The organism is Nocardia sp. NBC_00881 (assembly GCF_045207455.1).
Lineage (GTDB): Bacteria > Actinomycetota > Actinomycetes > Mycobacteriales > Mycobacteriaceae > Nocardia.
This window is the reverse complement of the sequence record NZ_CP108798.1, coordinates 8,113,082-8,130,223: the sequence shown is the minus strand read 5'-3', so window position 1 is coordinate 8,130,223 and position 17,142 is coordinate 8,113,082. Positions and strand designations below refer to the sequence as shown.

The 17,142-nt window shown below is 67.5% G+C and carries 14 protein-coding genes; all 14 read right to left on the bottom strand.

Translation table 11 applies throughout. From position 1 onward, the window contains the following. Positions 1 to 54 precede the first annotated feature (54 nt). The 14 genes from OH799_RS34610 to murD all read right to left on the bottom strand — a co-directional run bounded on the left by OH799_RS34610 (position 55) and on the right by murD (position 17,099). Positions 55 to 579, bottom strand: coding sequence for an NlpC/P60 family protein (locus OH799_RS34610; protein ID WP_406273260.1), 525 nt, complete (start codon positions 577 to 579; stop codon positions 55 to 57). Positions 580 to 1,166: 587 nt separating this feature from the next. Next, entirely contained in the window at positions 1,167 to 4,334 is a 3,168-nt protein-coding gene (ileS, locus tag OH799_RS34605; RefSeq protein ID WP_406273257.1) for an isoleucine--tRNA ligase, read from the bottom strand. A 270-nt stretch (positions 4,335 to 4,604) separates the two neighbouring features. Continuing rightward, entirely contained in the window at positions 4,605 to 4,805 is a 201-nt protein-coding gene (locus tag OH799_RS34600; protein WP_406273254.1) for a hypothetical protein, read from the bottom strand. Between the two features lie 76 nt (positions 4,806 to 4,881). Further along, positions 4,882 to 5,730 carry a DivIVA domain-containing protein gene (locus OH799_RS34595; RefSeq protein ID WP_406273251.1) on the bottom strand — a complete coding sequence of 283 codons (849 nt, stop codon included), beginning with the start codon at positions 5,728 to 5,730 and terminating at the stop codon, positions 4,882 to 4,884. A gap of 60 nt (positions 5,731 to 5,790) precedes the next feature. Further along, positions 5,791 to 6,093, bottom strand: a complete 303-nt coding sequence (locus OH799_RS34590; RefSeq protein WP_357272264.1) for a YggT family protein — start codon at positions 6,091 to 6,093, stop codon at positions 5,791 to 5,793. A gap of 89 nt (positions 6,094 to 6,182) precedes the next feature. Next, entirely contained in the window at positions 6,183 to 6,965 is a 783-nt protein-coding gene (locus OH799_RS34585; RefSeq protein WP_406273248.1) for a cell division protein SepF, read from the bottom strand. A gap of 188 nt (positions 6,966 to 7,153) precedes the next feature. Beyond that, positions 7,154 to 7,915: a YggS family pyridoxal phosphate-dependent enzyme gene (locus OH799_RS34580; RefSeq protein WP_406273245.1), complete on the bottom strand. Its 762-nt coding sequence runs from the start codon at positions 7,913 to 7,915 to the stop codon at positions 7,154 to 7,156. Between the two features lie 237 nt (positions 7,916 to 8,152). Next, on the bottom strand, positions 8,153 to 8,881 hold the full coding sequence (gene pgeF / locus OH799_RS34575) for a peptidoglycan editing factor PgeF (RefSeq protein ID WP_406273242.1): 729 nt from the start codon (positions 8,879 to 8,881) through the stop codon (positions 8,153 to 8,155). 242 nt (positions 8,882 to 9,123) lie between these two features. Then, positions 9,124 to 10,356, bottom strand: a complete 1,233-nt coding sequence (gene ftsZ / locus OH799_RS34570) for a cell division protein FtsZ (protein ID WP_406273239.1) — start codon at positions 10,354 to 10,356, stop codon at positions 9,124 to 9,126. A gap of 355 nt (positions 10,357 to 10,711) precedes the next feature. Beyond that, on the bottom strand, positions 10,712 to 11,341 hold the full coding sequence (locus tag OH799_RS34565; RefSeq protein ID WP_406282863.1) for a cell division protein FtsQ/DivIB: 630 nt from the start codon (positions 11,339 to 11,341) through the stop codon (positions 10,712 to 10,714). Between the two features lie 81 nt (positions 11,342 to 11,422). After that, positions 11,423 to 12,862 (bottom strand): UDP-N-acetylmuramate--L-alanine ligase, encoded by a 1,440-nt coding sequence (gene murC / locus OH799_RS34560; RefSeq protein WP_406282860.1) that lies wholly within the window; start codon positions 12,860 to 12,862, stop codon positions 11,423 to 11,425. A gap of 240 nt (positions 12,863 to 13,102) precedes the next feature. Further along, on the bottom strand, positions 13,103 to 14,215 hold the full coding sequence (murG, locus tag OH799_RS34555) for an undecaprenyldiphospho-muramoylpentapeptide beta-N-acetylglucosaminyltransferase (protein ID WP_406273236.1): 1,113 nt from the start codon (positions 14,213 to 14,215) through the stop codon (positions 13,103 to 13,105). Continuing rightward, positions 14,212 to 15,660 carry a putative lipid II flippase FtsW gene (gene ftsW, locus OH799_RS34550; protein ID WP_406273234.1) on the bottom strand — a complete coding sequence of 483 codons (1,449 nt, stop codon included), beginning with the start codon at positions 15,658 to 15,660 and terminating at the stop codon, positions 14,212 to 14,214. Before ftsW ends, murG begins: the two co-directional genes overlap by 4 nt. Continuing rightward, on the bottom strand, positions 15,657 to 17,099 hold the full coding sequence (gene murD / locus OH799_RS34545; RefSeq protein ID WP_406282857.1) for a UDP-N-acetylmuramoyl-L-alanine--D-glutamate ligase: 1,443 nt from the start codon (positions 17,097 to 17,099) through the stop codon (positions 15,657 to 15,659). Before murD ends, ftsW begins: the two co-directional genes overlap by 4 nt. Between the last annotated feature and the right edge of the window lie 43 nt (positions 17,100 to 17,142).

Here is a 17,142-nt window from a genome sequence, read left to right as displayed (position 1 = left end):
CCTGATAACGCCGACTTCCGTTCGAGCGACATTGCTTCCGCCCGTACGGTGTACTCAGAACCGACGGATGGCGTAGATGTCGAACCGCTCGAGCGGGGTGAAGCCGACCGGCACTCCCCAGTCGTATGCGTTGAGCACCTGGCCGAAGCCCGCATAGATGCCGACGTGCGAGCCGTCGCTGTTCAGCACGACCACGTCGCCGATCGAGAGCGCGCTGCGCGGAACCGCCACACCCACCTTCGCCTGCTGCCAGGTTGTGCGCGGTAGGTTGACCCCGACCTGCCGATACGCCCACTGGACCAGACCCGAGCAGTCCCAGGCGAACGGCCCCGTGCCGCCCCACTGGTAAGGTTTTCCGATCTGCGTCACGGCCGCCGCCAGCGCGCCGAGGCCGTAATAGCTGGGCACCGGCAGAGCCGCAGAGCCGCTGGCACTGCCGGATCCCGAGCCGGACTCGCCACCCGGCCCACTGCCGGAGGCACTGCCGGTGTCAGACCAGACCGGTCCGGCGAGGACAAATGTCGCGAGGGTCGATACCAAGAATCCGAGAACGATGCGGCGCAGCAATTTCCTCGTCACGTGCTCGCCCTTCCGTCGGCCTTGCTGACGGGCCGCCGACCGACGGCCCCGGCTAACGCACGGCACCAGGATGATCACGCTGGAGCCGCAGTCACCACGCCCGGCGAATGCACGCCCGGCGCAGTGCATTTCAGATAGGACAACTCCGCGAACAGGCGCTGCCGCCCCAGGAGTTCACCCGAGTAACAGCAGCAACATGGCGATTATGCCGCGTGCCCATGCTCTAAACCTCAGGATCAGCAAACTTTCAGCATGTGATCTAGATCACATATCATGCGCGTTCCGATCCCCTTCCGGATATCCGGACGGCCGCGGACAGCACCCCAGCGCGCACGACAGACGAGATGATCCAGAGCCGCGACACCACTGCGCATGGTCGAAGAAGACGACGCCGAACTGGCCATCGAAGCGCAGCTGGCCGCCGGCGAGCCGATCCGGATGGCCGCCGGCGAGGTCTTCGTGATGCGTGACGCCCTGATCTGCGAGCGGCGCGCATACCTCATCCGGCTCGAGGAAAAGGGCACGACCGCTCATACAGCTCGGGGCGGGACCTTTCGGCCCCGCCCCGACTCGTTCACCCTCGACCGTCAGGCCTTGGTGACCTTCGCCCGCGCGCCACCGACGAGATCGACGGCATCGGGGCCGGCGTCGCCGAATATAACTGTGGTGGCGAGGATCTCGCCCGCGATCAGATCGCGGTGGGTTTCGGCCCACGCCGCCCGTTCGGTGGGGACGTCGAGGACCACGGTGATGCGGTCGGAGACGTCCAAGCCGGAAGACTTCCTGGTCTCCTGCAGGTCTCGGATCAGGTCACGAGCCCAGCCCTCCGCCTCCAACTCCTCGGTGACCACCGAGTTCAGCACCACCAGGCCCGCGTTGCCGGGCAGTGCCGAGGTGGACTCGGGCTCGGCCGCGACCAGGCGCTGGGTATATTCCTCGGGCAGCAGGGTGATTCCGGCCGCGGCGACCACACCGTCGGCGTCCTCGGACCACTCCCCTGCCTTGACCGCCTTGATCACCGTCTGCACGTCCTTGCCCAGGCGCGGACCCGCGGCGCGGGCGTTGACCACCAACTCGAAGCGGCCGTGCACATCCACGTCGGTGGTCAGATCCACCTTCTTGACATTGACCTCGTCGGCGATGATGTCCGCGAACGGCGCCAACCGCTCGGCGTCGGCCGCGGCGATGGTGACCTCGGCCAGCGGCAGCCGCACCCGCAGGTTCTGTGCCTTGCGCAGGCTCAGCACTGTCGAGCACACCACACGCGCCTCATCCATGGCGGCGACCAGTTCCGGATCATGTGGAAGCACACCCGCTGCCTTTTCTGATCGCTCCGCAGGCTCCGCTCCCGCCGGCCAGTCGGCCAGATGCACCGAATCGCCGCCGGTCAGGCCGCGCCAGATCACCTCGGTGAGTAACGGCAGCAGCGGCGCGGCCAGCCGGGTGACCACCTCCAGCACCGTGTGCAGGGTGTCCACCGCGTCGCGGTCCTCGCTCCAGAACCGCGAACGCGACCGGCGCACATACCAGTTGGTCAGCGCGTCGGCGAACGAGCGCAGCTCCTCGCAGGCGCCTGCGATGTCGTAGACCTCCAACGCCTCGGTCATCACGTCCCTGGTCTGCGCCAGCTTCGCCAGGATGTAGCGGTCCAGCACATTGGTCGAGTCCGTTCGCCAGGCCCCTGGCTTCGACGCGTACAACTGCAGGAAGGTCCATGTGTTCCACAGCGGCCGCAGCGCGTGGCCGACACCCTCGCGGATGCCACGCTCGGTGACGATGAGGTTGCCGCCACGCAGGATCGGCGAGCTCATCAGGAACCAGCGCATGGCGTCGGAGCCATCCCGGTCGAACACCTCGTTCACGTCCGGGTAGTTGCCCTTGGACTTGCTCATCTTGAGCCCGTCGTCACCGAGCACGATGCCATGTGCGGCAACGGTTTTGAATGCGGGACTGTCGAACAGCGCCGTCGCGAGCACGTGCAAAGTGTAGAACCAGCCGCGGGTCTGGCCGTTGTACTCGACGATGAAATCGCCGGGGAAGTGGTTGTCGAACCACTCCTTGTTCTCGAACGGATAGTGCACCTGGGCGTACGGCATCGACCCGGACTCGAACCAGCAGTCCAGCACCTCCGGCACCCGGCGCATGGTCGATTCACCGGTCGGGTCGTCGGGATTCGGCCGAGTGAGCTCGTCGATCATCGGCCGATGCAGATCGACGGGCCGCACGCCGAAGTCGCGCTCCAGCTCGTCCAGCGAGCCGTACACGTCGATGCGCGGATAGGCCGGATCGTCGGACATCCACACCGGGATCGGGCTGCCCCAGTAGCGGTTGCGGCTGATGTTCCAGTCCCGCGCGCCCTCGAGCCACTTACCGAACTGGCCGTCGCGGATGTGCTCGGGCACCCAGGTGATCTGCTTGTTCAGCTCGACCATCCGGTCGCGGAAGGTGGTCACCGCAACGAACCAGGACGGCACCGCCATGTAGATCAGGGGCTGGCCGGACCGCCAGCTGTGCGGGTAGGAGTGCTCGATCGTCTCGTGCCGCAGAAGCTTTCCCGCCGCCTTGAGGTCCTTGATGATCACCGGGTTGGCGTCGAACACCATCAGGCCCTCGTACGGCGGCACCATCGAGGTGAACTTGCCGCCAGGATCCAGCGGCTGCACCAGTTCGATTCCGTTGGCCGTCGCGACCTCCATGTCCTCCTCACCGAAGGCCGGTGCGAGATGCACGATTCCGGTGCCGGAGTCGGTGGTCACGTAGTCGGCAGTGAGCACACGGTGTGCGTGCGGGTGGCCGAGAAAGAAGTCGAACGGCGGAGCGTAGGACAGGTCGACCAGCGCTGCGCCGTCGTACTCGCCGAGCACCTCGGGGTCCGCGCCGAACTCCCGCGCGTAGTGCGAGACCCGCTCGGCGGCCAGCAGATAGCGCTTGCCGTCGACCGCGCGCAGGTGTACGTACCGGATGTCGGGGTGCACCGCGATCGCCAGGTTCGACGGCAGCGTCCACGGCGTGGTCGTCCAGATCAGTGCGTTGGCACCGTCGAGTTCGCGCAGCGGATGGTCGGTGGGCACACTCAGCACCATGTCGACGGTGACCGCGGGGTCCTGACGCATCTTGTACGCGTCATCGAGCCGAGTCTCCTGATTCGACAACGGCGTCTGCTCGTACCAGCTGTAGGGGAGCACTCGGAAGCCCTGATAGATCAGGCCTTTGTCGTAGAGCGACTTGAACGCCCACATCACCGACTCCATGAAGTCGGTATCCAGCGTCTTGTAGTCGTTGTCGAAGTCGACCCAGCGGGCTTGGCGCGTCACGTAGTCACGCCATTCCCCGGTATAGCGCAGCACCGACGATTTACAGGCCGTGTTGAATTCCGCGAGACCCATTGCGTCGATCTGTGATTTGTCCGTGATACCGAGCTGCTTTTCCGCTTCGATTTCCGCCGGCAATCCGTGGCAGTCCCAGCCGAATCGGCGATCGACCCGCTTGCCGCGCATGGTCTGGAAACGCGGGACGAGGTCCTTGACGTACCCGGTGAGCAAATGGCCGTAATGCGGCAGACCGTTGGCAAAGGGCGGACCGTCGTAGAAGACGAATTCCGATGCGCCGGAACGATTTTCGATGCTTGCGCGGAAGGTGTCGGCGGCCGCCCATGCGTCGAGCACGCGGCGCTCCATCTCGGGGAACGACGTCCCGTTGCCGACGCCGAGGTCGACCCGCGGATACGCGCTGGTGCTGGAAGTGTGGTCCGCCATCGCGGATGCGTCTCCTCGTGCCGTGTCGTTGGCACGGGGACGATGACAGCGCCCGGTGCGCCGAAACCGCGGTACCACCCCGCTTGTCCGGCGCAGGACTCGCCGGACCTCTCGTTGGGAGCTGTGACGGGCTCACCCGTTCGGTTCTACTGAGCGCCCGACCCGAGGGCCGCACCGCCGTTCTTCCGAAGACTCCCCGGTGATGGCCGGATCGACGCCGTATTCATGTTTGATTCTAGCCACAGCGGTCAACCCAGTTCGCAGGGCAGGTTAACGTTTGGCATGACGACCAGGAGGCGGCGTGGATTCACCATCCGGCCTCCGCATAGACAGGGCGCTCACCAGCAGCAGAACAGCACCGATGACACACACCACGATGCATCCCCACGCCCAGAACACCGATCCGGTGGTGAGCGCGGCCACGAGCAGGGCGAAGCCGATCGCGGCAAGGACGAGCGTCAAGACGAGCATGATGACCCCCAAGGCATGCCAGGCGGCTCGACAGTTCCTCTAATGGTATGAACTGCTGCGCTCGGAGCGAGGCGCGCTACTTGCCACCCTTGGCGAAGGAGGCGGGCGCGAGGTTGTTCGCCGTGTTGGCGTCGGCGAACGCCTCGCCGCCGTCGACCGGGACGGCCGAGCCACGGTTCTCCAGCTCCTCGAGCTGCGACTCCAGGTACGACTTCAAGCGCACCCGATATTCCCGCTCGAACGTCTTGAGCTGCTCGATCCGGCCTTCCAGCACGGTGCGCTGCTGGGTGATGGTCGCCATGATCTCGGTGTGTTTGCGCTCGGCGTCGGCCTGAAGCGCGTCGGCCTTCTCCTTGGCCTGGCGCAGCTGGCTGTCCGACCGCGTCTGCGCGTCCGACAGCATCGCATCCGACTTCTGACGGGCGTCGGCGATCATGGCCTCCGACCGAGTTCTGGCGTCACCGACCAAGCGCTCCGAATTCGCCCGTGCATTCGACAGCAGGTTCTCCGCCTCGAGCTTGGCATCGCTGGTCAGCCGATCCGCCATCTCCTGGGCGAGGCTGAGCACCTTGGCGGCCTGCAGGTTCGCATCCGCGCCCGGCGCCTCCTTGGCCACCGGCGCCTGCATCGGAGCGGGCGGCGGGACCGGAACCGGAGGCTTGATCGGTTCCGGCGGTGGCGCCTGCGGCACGGGGGGTTTTGCGGTGTTCACCGCGCCGGGACCCCGGTTCTTCTTGGCGTCGGCCAGTTCCGCGTCTAATTCGGCGACCCGCTGGCGCAGATCGGCATTCTCCTCGATCAGACGCGAGAGCTCCTGCTCCACAAGATCCAGGAAGGCGTCGACTTCATCCTCGTTGTAGCCGCGCTTCCCGATCGGTGGTTTGCTGAACGCGACGTTGTGCACATCGGCTGGGGTCAGCGGCATGGAAGGATCCCTTCACGCGTCTTTTGGAGATCTAGCAAGCTGTCGTCTCGGCCTATTCTGTCACACCGGAGCTACCGGTTGCCCGAGCCTGCCCACGATCGACATCAAGATGAACACGATGAAAAGCAGGACCATTATCGACAGATCCAGTCGAATTCCCCCCAGTGACACGGGGGGAATCAATCGCCTCAGAAGTTTCACAGGAGGGTCCGTGATCGTGAAGATCCCCTCCAGTACGACGACCACGACACCGGTCGGCCGCCAGTCGCGGGCAAAGCTACGGATGAACTCGATGATCACTCGGCTGATCAGCAACAGCCAGAAGATGAACAGTACGAAGTACAACACCGCGAACAAGGCCACGACTTCACTCTGCCGCAAAAATCGCCTCGCGCAAAATGACCGCGCCGAACCACCGGCAACCGGTCTGCTTCACCCCCCACATCACGACCTTATTTCTGGTTGTAGAAGCCGGTTTCGGCGATGCGTCGGCGTTCTTCGGCCGATACATCGACATCGGCCGGTGAGAGCAGGAACACTTTCGTCGCGACTTTGTCGAAGGAGCCACGCAGGGCAAACGCCAAACCTGCGGCGAAGTCGACCAGACGCTTGGCGTCGGCGTTGCTCAGCTCGACCAAGTCCATGATCACCGGGTTCCCCTCGCGGAAGCGCTCGCCGATGATCCGTGCCTCGCTGTAGTCGCGCGGGCGCAGCGTCGTGATCTTGGACAAGGGGCCTCCGTCCTCGAAGATCCCGGGCCGCCGCACCGGGGCGGGCTCGGGACGCACGCGCTCCTCCAGCCTGCGCTCCTCGGCGTCGGGATCGACGGCGAGCGCACCCCGGGTCGCTCCGCGCAGCACCGGCGCGCTCCCGCCCGCACGGAACCGGCCCGACGGGGCGGACTCGATCCGGGTGGGACGTCGCGACGCCTCGTACCGATCGGCACCGTAGGGCTCGTCGGCGTAGTCGTCGCGCCGCGACACCGGATACCCCGCCTTGTACGGCGACTTGTAGGCGGGCTCCGGGTATTCGACGTCGTCGAAACGGTCCGCTCCGTAACGATCTTCGCCGTAACGATCGGCATAGCCGTCGCGGTCGGAGTAGTCACGGGGCCTCGGCCGGCGCGCGCCGCGCTCGTCCACGCCCCGGGGGGCGCGATCGTCGACATAGTCGTCTTCGTAATCCTCGAGCGGAACCATGCCGAAGTACGCCTTGAACTTGTGCAGCGTGCTCATGACTGCGCCTCGCTGTCGCTCGGCTCCGTCATGACCACGATGGTGGCTGCGTCGATTACTCGCTCGCTGCGCTCGCTCATTCTGGTCGACCTTCCTTCGGCCCCGGTGGCGGCCGGGTGTTGAAGTCTTGCTCAGCCCCTCGTCAGTCCCCAGCATATGTGTCGAATGTGACTGATGAGGTTTCTTTGCTACGCCGAGGTTATCGGCCGAGCGCCCATCAAGGCGGTACCGACACGCACAACCGTCGAACCGTGTTCGATCGCCGATTCCAGATCGCCGGACATTCCCGCGGAAAGTTCCGTCGCGTCCGGATGATCCGCCATCAGCAGAGTGTGCAACGTCGCAATTCGTGCGAATGCCGCATCAGACTCCGCCCCCAAGGGCGGAATCGCCATCAGACCGGACAGCCGCAGCCCCGGCGCGGAAGCGACCTGTTCGGCGAGCGCGGCGAGATCGTGCGCAGGTACACCGCCGCGCGTGGCGTCGTCGTCCAGGCTCACCTGGAGCAATACCCGAACCGGACCGGTACGATCCCCAGCGTCCAACGCGGCCCGCGCGCCGGCGTCAAGGGCGGTTGCCAAACGTTCGCTGTCGACCGAGTGGACGGTGTGCGCCCAGCGGGCCACGACCTTCGCCTTGTTCCGTTGCAGCCGCCCGATCATGTGCCAGCTGATGTCGGCGAGTCCTTCGTCACGCAATGCCGTCACCTTGGTGGTGGCTTCCTGTTCACGCGACTCGCCGAACTCGCGTCGACCGAGCCGATGCAGGATCGCCACGTCGGAGGCCGGGAAGAATTTCGTCACCGGCAGCAGCCGCACAGAGCCCGGAGCCCGGCCCGCCGCCGCGCAGGCCGCGTCGACCCGCGCAAGCAGACCCGACAGGTTGGCTTTCAGCTCAGCGGTTCTGGCCGCGGGCGCCTCGGACACCACAGCTTCGGCCTCGGCGCTCATGACTCCACCTCGCGGGGGCTCGGCTCCGCCATGACCGCCATGGCGGCTGCGCCTATAGACCGCTCGCGGCGCTCACTCATGACTCCACCTCGCGGGGGCTCGGCTCCGCCATGACCGCCATGGCGGCTGCGCCTATAGACCGCTCGCGGCGCTCACTCATGCGGGGCACCTCGCTGACGCTCGGCTCCGGCGGGCGCGACTGCGCCCGGTGCCCTCGGCTTACTCGCTGACGCTCCCTCACGCTATGGCCTCCCGCCAAATCACCCCGCCGATCCGGCCGGTCGGGGCTCCACGCCGATGGCTGAACAGGGTGCGGTCCTCGATGGTGCAGCGCGGGTCGATGGCGACCGCGGCGACACCGGCCTCGGTGAGCTGCCGGGAGATTCCCGCGCGTAGGTCGAGCGCGGGCGTGCCACGGACGGTGGTGGTCGCGCTGCCGGGCAGGTGCGCCTCGACGTCGTCGCGCATCGCGGCGGGAACTTCGTACTGGCGGCCGGAGGCGGCGGGCCCGAGGAAGGCGCCGATTCGGTCCAGGCGTGCACCGACGGACACCATGGCGTCGAGCACGCGCGCAACGATGCCGATACGCGCGCCGATGCGTCCGGCGTGCACCGCCGCGATCACGCCCGCCTCGTCATCGGACAGCAGAATGGGGACGCAGTCGGCGGTAAGCACCACGAGCGCGAGACCTGCCACGGTGGTGACAAGGGCATCGGTCGCGGGAATCGGCTGTTGCCGCGGGCCGTCGACGATTTCGACATTGCGACCGTGGATCTGTTCCATCCACACCAGGCGGTCGGGCGTCAGGCCGATCCCCTGAGCCAGCCGATCCCGATTGCGCCGCACCGCCGCCGGATCGTCACCGACATGGTCGCCTAGGTTGAACGAGTCGTACGGCGGCGCCGAGAAGCCCCCCGCCCTGGTCGTCGTGACCCGTCGAACAGTCGTAGTCGCCGCAACAGTCATGCGACGAGCCTAGTGGCGCTGGGCGAGCGCCTAGGAAATGACCACGTAGGGCCGGACGATCCCCCGCACTATCTGCGGATCAAGAAACGTACTCCCCTGCACCGACGTTTAACGGTATCGCTTGCCCCGCCGGGGACACCGACCGTTGTGCTCCGCCTACCCTGCGCGTCCCGGCCGAGGCCGGGAGCTCACCACCATTCCGAACTCCGGTCCCGGCCTTCGCCGGAACCACTATCCAGCTGTCAGCCCCTCCGCATGAACGACGGCACGTCCACGTCGTCGTCATCGTCGTCGTCGGCGTCCGGCGGCTGGATATGCGAGCGCGAGTTGTTCGCGACCGTCGGCTCGGACAGCGGGCGCGGCCGTTCGGTGTCGCGATAGCTCGGCACCGCGCCTCGACTGCCGGTGGCTGCCGGTGCGTCGGTGCTGCGCGCCGAGACCTCGCTGCTGCGGCTCTGCCCGATCTCGCCGGACCGCGCCGAACCGATGGTGCTGCGGCTCGTCGTGTCGAACGTGCGGCGGGCGGGTCCGCCGCCGTCGAAGCCCGCGGCGATCACGGTGACCCGCACCTCATCGCCGAGCGAGTCGTCGATCACGGTTCCGAAGATAATGTTGGCCTCGATGTGCGCGGCCTCCTGCACCAGCGATGCCGCCTCGTTGATCTCGAACAGGCCCAGATCCGACCCGCCAGCGATCGACAGCAGTACACCGTGCGCGCCGTCCATCGACGCCTCGAGCAGCGGCGAATTGATCGCGGACTCGGCCGCTTTCACCGACCGGCCTTCACCGCGCGCCGAACCGATGCCCATCAAAGCGCTGCCCGCGCCCGACATCACGCTCTTGACGTCGGCGAAGTCGACGTTGATCAGGCCGGGGGTGGTGATCAGGTCGGTGATGCCCTGAACACCATTGAGCAGCACCTCGTCGGCGGAGCGGAACGCGTCCATCAGGCTCACCGCCGCGTCGCCGAGCTGCAGCAGCCGGTCGTTCGGAATAACGATGAGTGTGTCGCAGGACTCACGCAGCAGGTTGATGCCCACCTCGGCCTGATTGCCGCGCCGCTTGCCCTCGAACGAGAACGGACGCGTCACCACACCGATGGTCAGCGCGCCGAGTTTGCGCGCGATCTGCGCGACGACCGGGGCGCCGCCGGTACCCGTGCCACCGCCCTCGCCCGCGGTGACGAAGACCATGTCGGCGCCCTTGAGCACCTCTTCGATTTCGTCCTTGTGGTCCTCGGCGGCCTTGCGGCCGACCTCGGGATCGGCGCCGGCTCCGAGGCCGCGGGTGAGTTCGCGGCCGACGTCGAGTTTGACGTCGGCATCGCTCATCAGCAGGGCCTGCGCGTCGGTGTTGACCGCGATGAACTCGACACCTTTTAGTCCCTGTTCGATCATCCGGTTGACGGCATTCACACCGCCGCCGCCGATACCGACGACCTTGATCACCGCAAGGTAGTTGTGCGGGGGCGTCATGGGCTCTGGCCTTCCTTCGATCTAAAGCCTGTCGTTTCCGGATTCTCGGCACGCTGCCTTTTCGACCCGCTCCTGTGGGTCGGGTCGCTTCAGGGAAGCGAACCGCGGCTCGGGCAAACCCTAAACCTGAACCATAGGGTTAGCGTAATGTCAAGTATCCGACTGGTGCGGAACGCTATTCGCAGCCGACGCGATACGCGCGCAGGCGCGCCGAAACGGGAGTCAGAATCTTGTGTGATCCCGCTCGTCTCGCCGCTCCACACGTCGTATGGTGAACGGTTGCCCCCCTGGCCCCTTCTCGGCGTCGGAACTCGTCCCGGACCACCGAAAATTCCCTGGGCACAATGGGTGTAGATCACTTTACCGTGACCAGATTCGGACTCGAAACATCGAACACCGTTCCGGGGCGCGTCAACAGCGGCAACACGACCGCCGACTTGCGTTCGGCATCATTCGCCCCGCCCCAGAGTACCGTGCGACCGTCCTTCAGATTGAGCGAAATATCCGAAATGGACCGTGCGACAACCTCCCCCACCTGGATACCCAGTGCAGCGGGCATAATGGCGAGCACCGAAACCGCGGCGCGAGTCACCGGGTCGTCGCTGCCCGGATGATCGGTGACCAACTTCGGTACGCCGATCGGCACGGCCTCGATCGCGAATTCCACGTTCTGCGCGTCCACCAGATGCGCGCCCCGCGGGCTGCCGTAGAACAACACCGGAACGCGCTCCACGACCGTCACCCGGACGGTGGACGGAAATACCCGCTGCACCCGCGCCGTATGCACTTTTGGAATACCCGCAACCCGCCGGGCGATCGCGGTGGTATCGATCCGCAGCATGGAGCGACCGGACGGAATTTCGACTAGATCGCGCACCTGTTGCTCGGGCACCGCGGACACCCCCTCGATCCGCACGGAGCGCACCGAGAGCACCGGCGTGAACCAGCCGACGACACCGACCACTGCAAGAACGCACACGCTCAGCAATGCCCACCATCGAATTCGGCGCCATTCGCCCGCGGCGAACCGATCAGCCGCGGATCGCCCGACCCCGCGCACTCCGGGTCACCGTCCGTGCTGGGGCCGCGCCCGTAGCCCGTCGAGGATCTGGCTGCCGAGCATGGTCACATCTCCCGCACCCATGGTGATCACCACATCGCCCGGCAGGGCAAGCCCCGCGACCTGACGACCGACCCGAGACATATCCGGCTGGTAATGCACCGGTTTCGTGACCGCCTGGGCCACCAGTGCGCCGTTGACGCCGGGCAGCGGCTTCTCCCGCGCGCCAAAAACGTCGAGCACGACAACCTCGTCGGCCAAGCTCAGCGCAGTGCCGAAGTCCTGTGCGAACGTCGCGGTGCGGCTGTAGAGATGCGGCTGGAAGACCACGATCACCCGCCCCTGCCGGGACCGGGCGCCGTCGCGGGCTTCCTGCTGGACCAGTTCGGCGGCGGCACCGAGCACGGCGCGCACCTCGGTCGGGTGATGGGCGTAGTCGTCGAAGACCCGCACGCCATTCTCCCGGCCGGCGAACTGGAATCGGCGGTGCACGCCCCCGAAACCCTCCAAGCCCTGGATGATCTCGCCCATGTCCGCACCGGCGGCACGGGCCGCGAGCAGGGCGGCAAGCGCGTTGAGCGCCATGTGCCTGCCCGGCACCGACAACCGCAGCGTGCGCGGCGCGGCCTCGTCGGCGAGCTGGAACTGGGCGATGCCTCCGACATCACGCGGCTCCCAGCTGTGCAATCGGGCGCCCACCGCGACCGGTGCGTCGGCGAGATCACCCGACCCGTAGCCGAGCACTTGGACGTTCTTCGCGGCCAGCCGCGCGCCCACCCGTTCGACCAGCGCCCGTGAGCCAGGATCGTCCAGGCACACCACCAGCAGTCCGCCCGCGGCAAGGCGGTCGGCGAAGTCGTCGAAGACCTGGACGTAGGCCTCGTCAGAGCCGAAGAAATCCAGGTGATCGGACTCGATGTTGGTGACCACCGCGACGTCCGGGTCGTACTGCAGCAGCGAACCGTCGCTCTCGTCGGCCTCGGCCACGAAGATGTCCCCGGTGCCGTGGTGTGCGTTGGTGCCCGCCTCGTTCAACTCGCCGCCGACTGCGAAGGACGGGTCGAACCCGCAGTGTTGCAATGACACGATCAGCATCGACGTGGTCGAGGTCTTGCCGTGCGTGCCGGAGACAAGCAACGTGCGATGCCCTCGCATCAGCGCGGCTAGCACGGTTGGGCGCAGCAACACCGGGATGCCGCGCCGATTCGCTTCCACCAGTTCCGGATTGGTCTTCGGGATGGCCGCGTAGGTGGTGACCACCGCGGTCGGGCCACCCGGCAGCAGGTCGAGCGCCGTCGCGTCGTGGCCGATTCGCACCTGCGCGCCCCGGGCGCGTAGCGCGAGCACGCCGCGGCTCTCCTTCGCGTCGGAACCCGAGACCGCGCCGCCGCGGGCGAGCAGGATGCGGGCGATCCCGGACATCCCGGCCCCGCCGATGCCCACCATGTGCACCCGCGCCAGCTCCAGTGGCAAAGCGGAGCGTTCGGTGGTGGTCTCCGATCCCACCCTGTTCGCCGTGGTATCGCTCACGACTGCACCTCGCTGGCGCTCGGCTCCGTCGTGCGCGACTGCGCGCTGCTTCCTCGGTTCACTCGCTGACACTCGCTCACGACTGCACCTCGCTGGCGCTCGGCTCCGTCGTGCGCGACTGCGCGCTGCTTCCTCGGTTCACTCGCTGACACTCGCTCACTGGCGTGCCACCTCCATCGCGATCCGCGCCACCTCGTCGGCGGCGTCGCGGTGCCCGGCGCCTGCGGCGGCCCGGCCCATCTCGATCAGCCCTGCGGGATCCATGAGCAGCGGAATCACCTCATCGATCACATACTTGGACGTCAATTCCGAATCGGGGACAATTCTGCCACCCCCCTGGCGCACCACCGGTCTCGCGTTGAGTTCCTGCTCCCCGTTGCCGTGCGGAAGCGGCACGTAGAAGGCGGGCAGCCCGACCGCGGACACCTCCGCGACCGTCATGGCACCCGACCGACAGACGACCGCGTCGGCGGCGGCGTAGGCGAGGTCCATCCGGGAAAGGTATGGCACGGCCACATAGCGGGAGCCGCCCGCACCGGAATCGGCTGAGTCGGCGAGCGCGAGCGTGTTCTTGGGCCCATGCGCGTGCAGCACCGAGATGCCTGCCGCGGCGAGCTGCGGTGCGGCGGCGGAGACGGCCTCGTTCAGGGTTCGCGCACCCTGAGAACCGCCGAACACCAGCAGCACCGGCCCTTCGGCGGGCAGCCCGAAGTGGGTGCGCGCCTCGGCGCGCAGCGCGGCACGGTCCAGGCTCGTGATCGATTCGCGCACCGGAATACCGATGACCTGGGCGTTCCCCAGGCCCGAATCCGGAACGGCGGCAAGCACCCGCACAGCGCGGCGCGCACCGATCTTGTTCGCGATGCCCGCCTTGGCATTTGCCTCGTGCACCACTACCGGTACCGCTCGCCGACGGCGCAGCACGCCCGTGCCCGCGGCGAGATACGCGGGCAAGGCCACGTATCCGCCGAAGCCGATGATCACGTCGGCGCCGACCGCGTCGATCACCGCTCGGGTCCTGGCCACCGACGCCCGCACCCGCCCGGGCAACCGCAGCAGATCGGCGGTGGGCTTGCGCGGCAACGGAACTGGGGGGATCAGCTCGAGGCGATAGCCACGGTCGGGAACCAAGCGGGTCTCCAGCCCGCGTTCGGTGCCAAGCGCCGTCACCCGGATCGAATCGTCGAGCCGCCGCAATGCGTCCGCCACCGCCAGTGCCGGCTCGATGTGGCCCGCCGTACCGCCGCCCGCGACGATTACCGAGATCACCTAGATCTTCCCCGTTCTCTTGCGTGATTGACCGGATAACTGGGTTCCCATGCCCTGGTGGCGCGTGCCGAGCTGGTGCCGCGGCTTTCCGGCGACCGGCGCCGCGCCGGTTCCGCGCCGTACGCCGCGCGCCCTCCGGGCGGTAGCGCCGACGACCTGCGGGCGACAGGCGACCTGCCGCGCTGGGCTGTCCCGCGGGCCGCGCTCGCCCTGCCCACCGCGTAGACCTCGGGTTTGGGCAGCCGCAGCAGCCTGCTGAACCGACCGTCCTGCCCGGCGTGCAGTGCCGCTACCGCCTCCGGCTCGTGTCTGGCCGCGTTCGCGATGATGCCGAACATGAACAGCGTGATGGCCAGTGACGACCCGCCCGCGGAGACCAGCGGCAGCTGCAGGCCGGTTACCGGTAGCAGGCCGACCACGTAGCCGATGTTGATCAGCGCCTGTGCGGTGATCCAGGTCGTCGCGGTCGCGGTAAGCAGCCGCAGGAACGGATCCACCGAACGGGCGGCGATGCGCAGACCGGTGTAGACGAACAGCGCGAATAGGCCGAGCACCAGCGCGCAGCCCAGATAACCGAGTTCCTCGCCGATGATCGCGAAGATGAAGTCGTTGTGCGAGTTGGGCAGGTAGCTCCACTTGGCGCGGCTCTGTCCCAGGCCGCGGCCCCAGATACCGCCGTCGGCCAGCGAGTAGAGCGCTTGGCGCGCCTGGTAGTTGATGCCCTGCGGGTCGTCACCGGGATTGAAGAACGCGCGCATCCGATCCGAGCGATAGCCCGCGGACAGTGCGAGCACCCCGGCGGCGATCGCGCCGGACAGCGCGATCGTCACGAACAGCCGCACCGGCAGACCGCCGAACCACAGCAGTGCCGCGAGCACCACGCCAAGCGCGATGGTGGTGGACAGATTCGGCTGTAGCACGACGAGCAGGCACACCAGCAGACCGGCGGGCACCAGCGGAACCAGCATGTCCTTGAGGCTCGCGTGCTCGGAGCGGCGGGAGACTAGCAGGTGCGCGCCCCACACCACCAGCGTCACCTTCACGATTTCCGACGGCTGCACCGAGACCGGCCCGAGCATCAACCACCGGCGGGCGCCCTGCACCTCCGACCCGATGCCGGGAATGAGCACCAGCAGCAGTGCCAGCACCGACAGGGCGAACAGCGGGAACGACCACTGCCGCAGCCGGCGCAGCGGAATACACAGCGCAAGATAGAACAGCACGGTCCCGACCGCGGCGAACATGGCCTGCTGGATGAACAGCGAGTAGGCCGATCCGCCGTCCGCGTACGCCTCGACACTGGAAGCCGACAGCACCATCACCAGGCCGAGCACGGTGAGCAAGGTGGCGATGGTGACCACCAGGTGGAACGACGCGAGCGGCCGCGCGAGCCAGGCCCCGAACCGAGTGGCCGCCGTCCGTTTGCGCCGCGCCGATTCCGTCATAGCTGCCGCCCGACGTCCCCGTCTTCCAGGGCGTGCACCGCCGCGGCGAAGCTGCGGCCCCGGTGCGTGTAGTCGGCGAACATGTCCAGTGACGCGGCGGCGGGAGCCAGCAGCACGGTGTCGCCGCGGCGGGCGAATCCGGCTGCCGCGCGCACGGCACGGGCCATCACGGTGTCGGCCGCGGCGGTTCTCGACGCTTCGTCACCCATCCCTGCATCGTCTCCCGCGAGCAGCTCGACGACCGGGACCTCGGGCGCGTGTCGCGCCAACGCAGCCGCGATCACCGGCGCGTCGGCGCCGATCAGCACCGCCGCGACCAGTCGGTCGGCGACCTCCTCGACCAGGTCCTCCACATGCGCGCCTTTGAGCTGTCCACCGGCCACCCAGATCACCTGCGGGTGCGCCAGGATCGATGACCTTGCGGCATGCGGGTTGGTGGCCTTCGAGTCGTCGACGAAATCGACCCCGCCCAGCTCGCGCACGAACGCGGCACGGTGCGGGCCGACCTTGTGCTCGATCAAGCCCTCGCGAACGAACTGTGGTGTGACGTCGATCGCCCTGGTCAGCGCGGACGCGGCGAGCGCGTCGGCGACACCGGCGGGGCCGGGCGGGCTGATGTCGCCGACCTCGGCGAGGATGGCGGCCTTGGTGAACGCGCGATCGAGCAGCTTGCCGTCGACCACGCCGAGTTCGCCGTCGGCGGGCACGCCGATACGGAAGCCCACCGTTCTGCGCGCCTTGGATTTGCGCGCCAGCGACGCCGCGACGGGATCGTCCAGACCGACCACCCCGACCCGGCCGATCAGCGCCCGCGCCTTCGCCGCGGCGTAGGCGTCCAAACCGCCGTGCCAATCCAGGTGATCCTCGGCCACGTTGAGCACCACCCCCGCCTCTGGTCGCACCGACGGCGCCCAATGCAGCTGGAACGATGACAACTCGACCGCGAGTACCTGCGGGCCGGGATTGCGCCGCAGCGCGTCCAGGATCGGAAGGCCGATGTTGCCGCAGGCGGCACTGGCGATACCCGCCGCGCGCAGGATCGCGTGGGTCATTTGCGTGGTCGTGGTCTTTCCGTTGGTTCCGGTGACGACCAGCCATTTGCGGACCGGGCCGTAGATCCTGGCCTGATCGACCCACCAGGCGAATTCGACGTCACCCCACACCGGCGTGCCTTCGGCCACCGCGGAGGCGAGCACCGGCGAGTCCGGCCGCCAGCCCGGGCTGGTGATCACCAATGCGAACCGGCTCCAGTCCGCGGATTCCAGCTCGGCGCAGGTGGCCACATCCAGTCCGAGCTCCGCGGCTTCGGACAGCGCCGCGGCGCCGCCGTCGGTGACGACCGGACGCGCGCCGATATCGTGCAGCGGTTCGACCAGCGAGCGCCCGGACACGCCCCAGCCGGCGACCAGAACATCACGGCCGCGGAGGAATTCGAGCATGGGCCCCGGTGAACGCAGTGCTTTCGGAGAATGTTCGACCATC

Coding starts and splice junctions, on each gene's coding strand:
- ileS (WP_406273257.1), bottom strand. CDS start 4,334: ATGGCGGACCACACTTCCAGCACCAGCGCGTATCCGCGGGTCGACCTC.
- OH799_RS34585 (WP_406273248.1), bottom strand. CDS start 6,965: ATGAGCACGCTGCACAAGTTCAAGGCGTACTTCGGCATGGTTCCGCTC.
- murC (WP_406282860.1), bottom strand. CDS start 12,862: ATGGTGGGCATCGGCGGGGCCGGGATGTCCGGGATCGCCCGCATCCTG.
- murD (WP_406282857.1), bottom strand. CDS start 17,099: ATGCTCGAATTCCTCCGCGGCCGTGATGTTCTGGTCGCCGGCTGGGGC.
- OH799_RS34595 (WP_406273251.1), bottom strand. CDS start 5,730: ATGCCGCTGACCCCAGCCGATGTGCACAACGTCGCGTTCAGCAAACCA.
- pgeF (WP_406273242.1), bottom strand. CDS start 8,881: ATGACTGTTGCGGCGACTACGACTGTTCGACGGGTCACGACGACCAGG.
- OH799_RS34600 (WP_406273254.1), bottom strand. CDS start 4,805: ATGCTCGTCTTGACGCTCGTCCTTGCCGCGATCGGCTTCGCCCTGCTC.
- ftsW (WP_406273234.1), bottom strand. CDS start 15,660: ATGACGGAATCGGCGCGGCGCAAACGGACGGCGGCCACTCGGTTCGGG.
- ftsZ (WP_406273239.1), bottom strand. CDS start 10,356: ATGACGCCCCCGCACAACTACCTTGCGGTGATCAAGGTCGTCGGTATC.
- OH799_RS34580 (WP_406273245.1), bottom strand. CDS start 7,915: ATGAGCGCCGAGGCCGAAGCTGTGGTGTCCGAGGCGCCCGCGGCCAGA.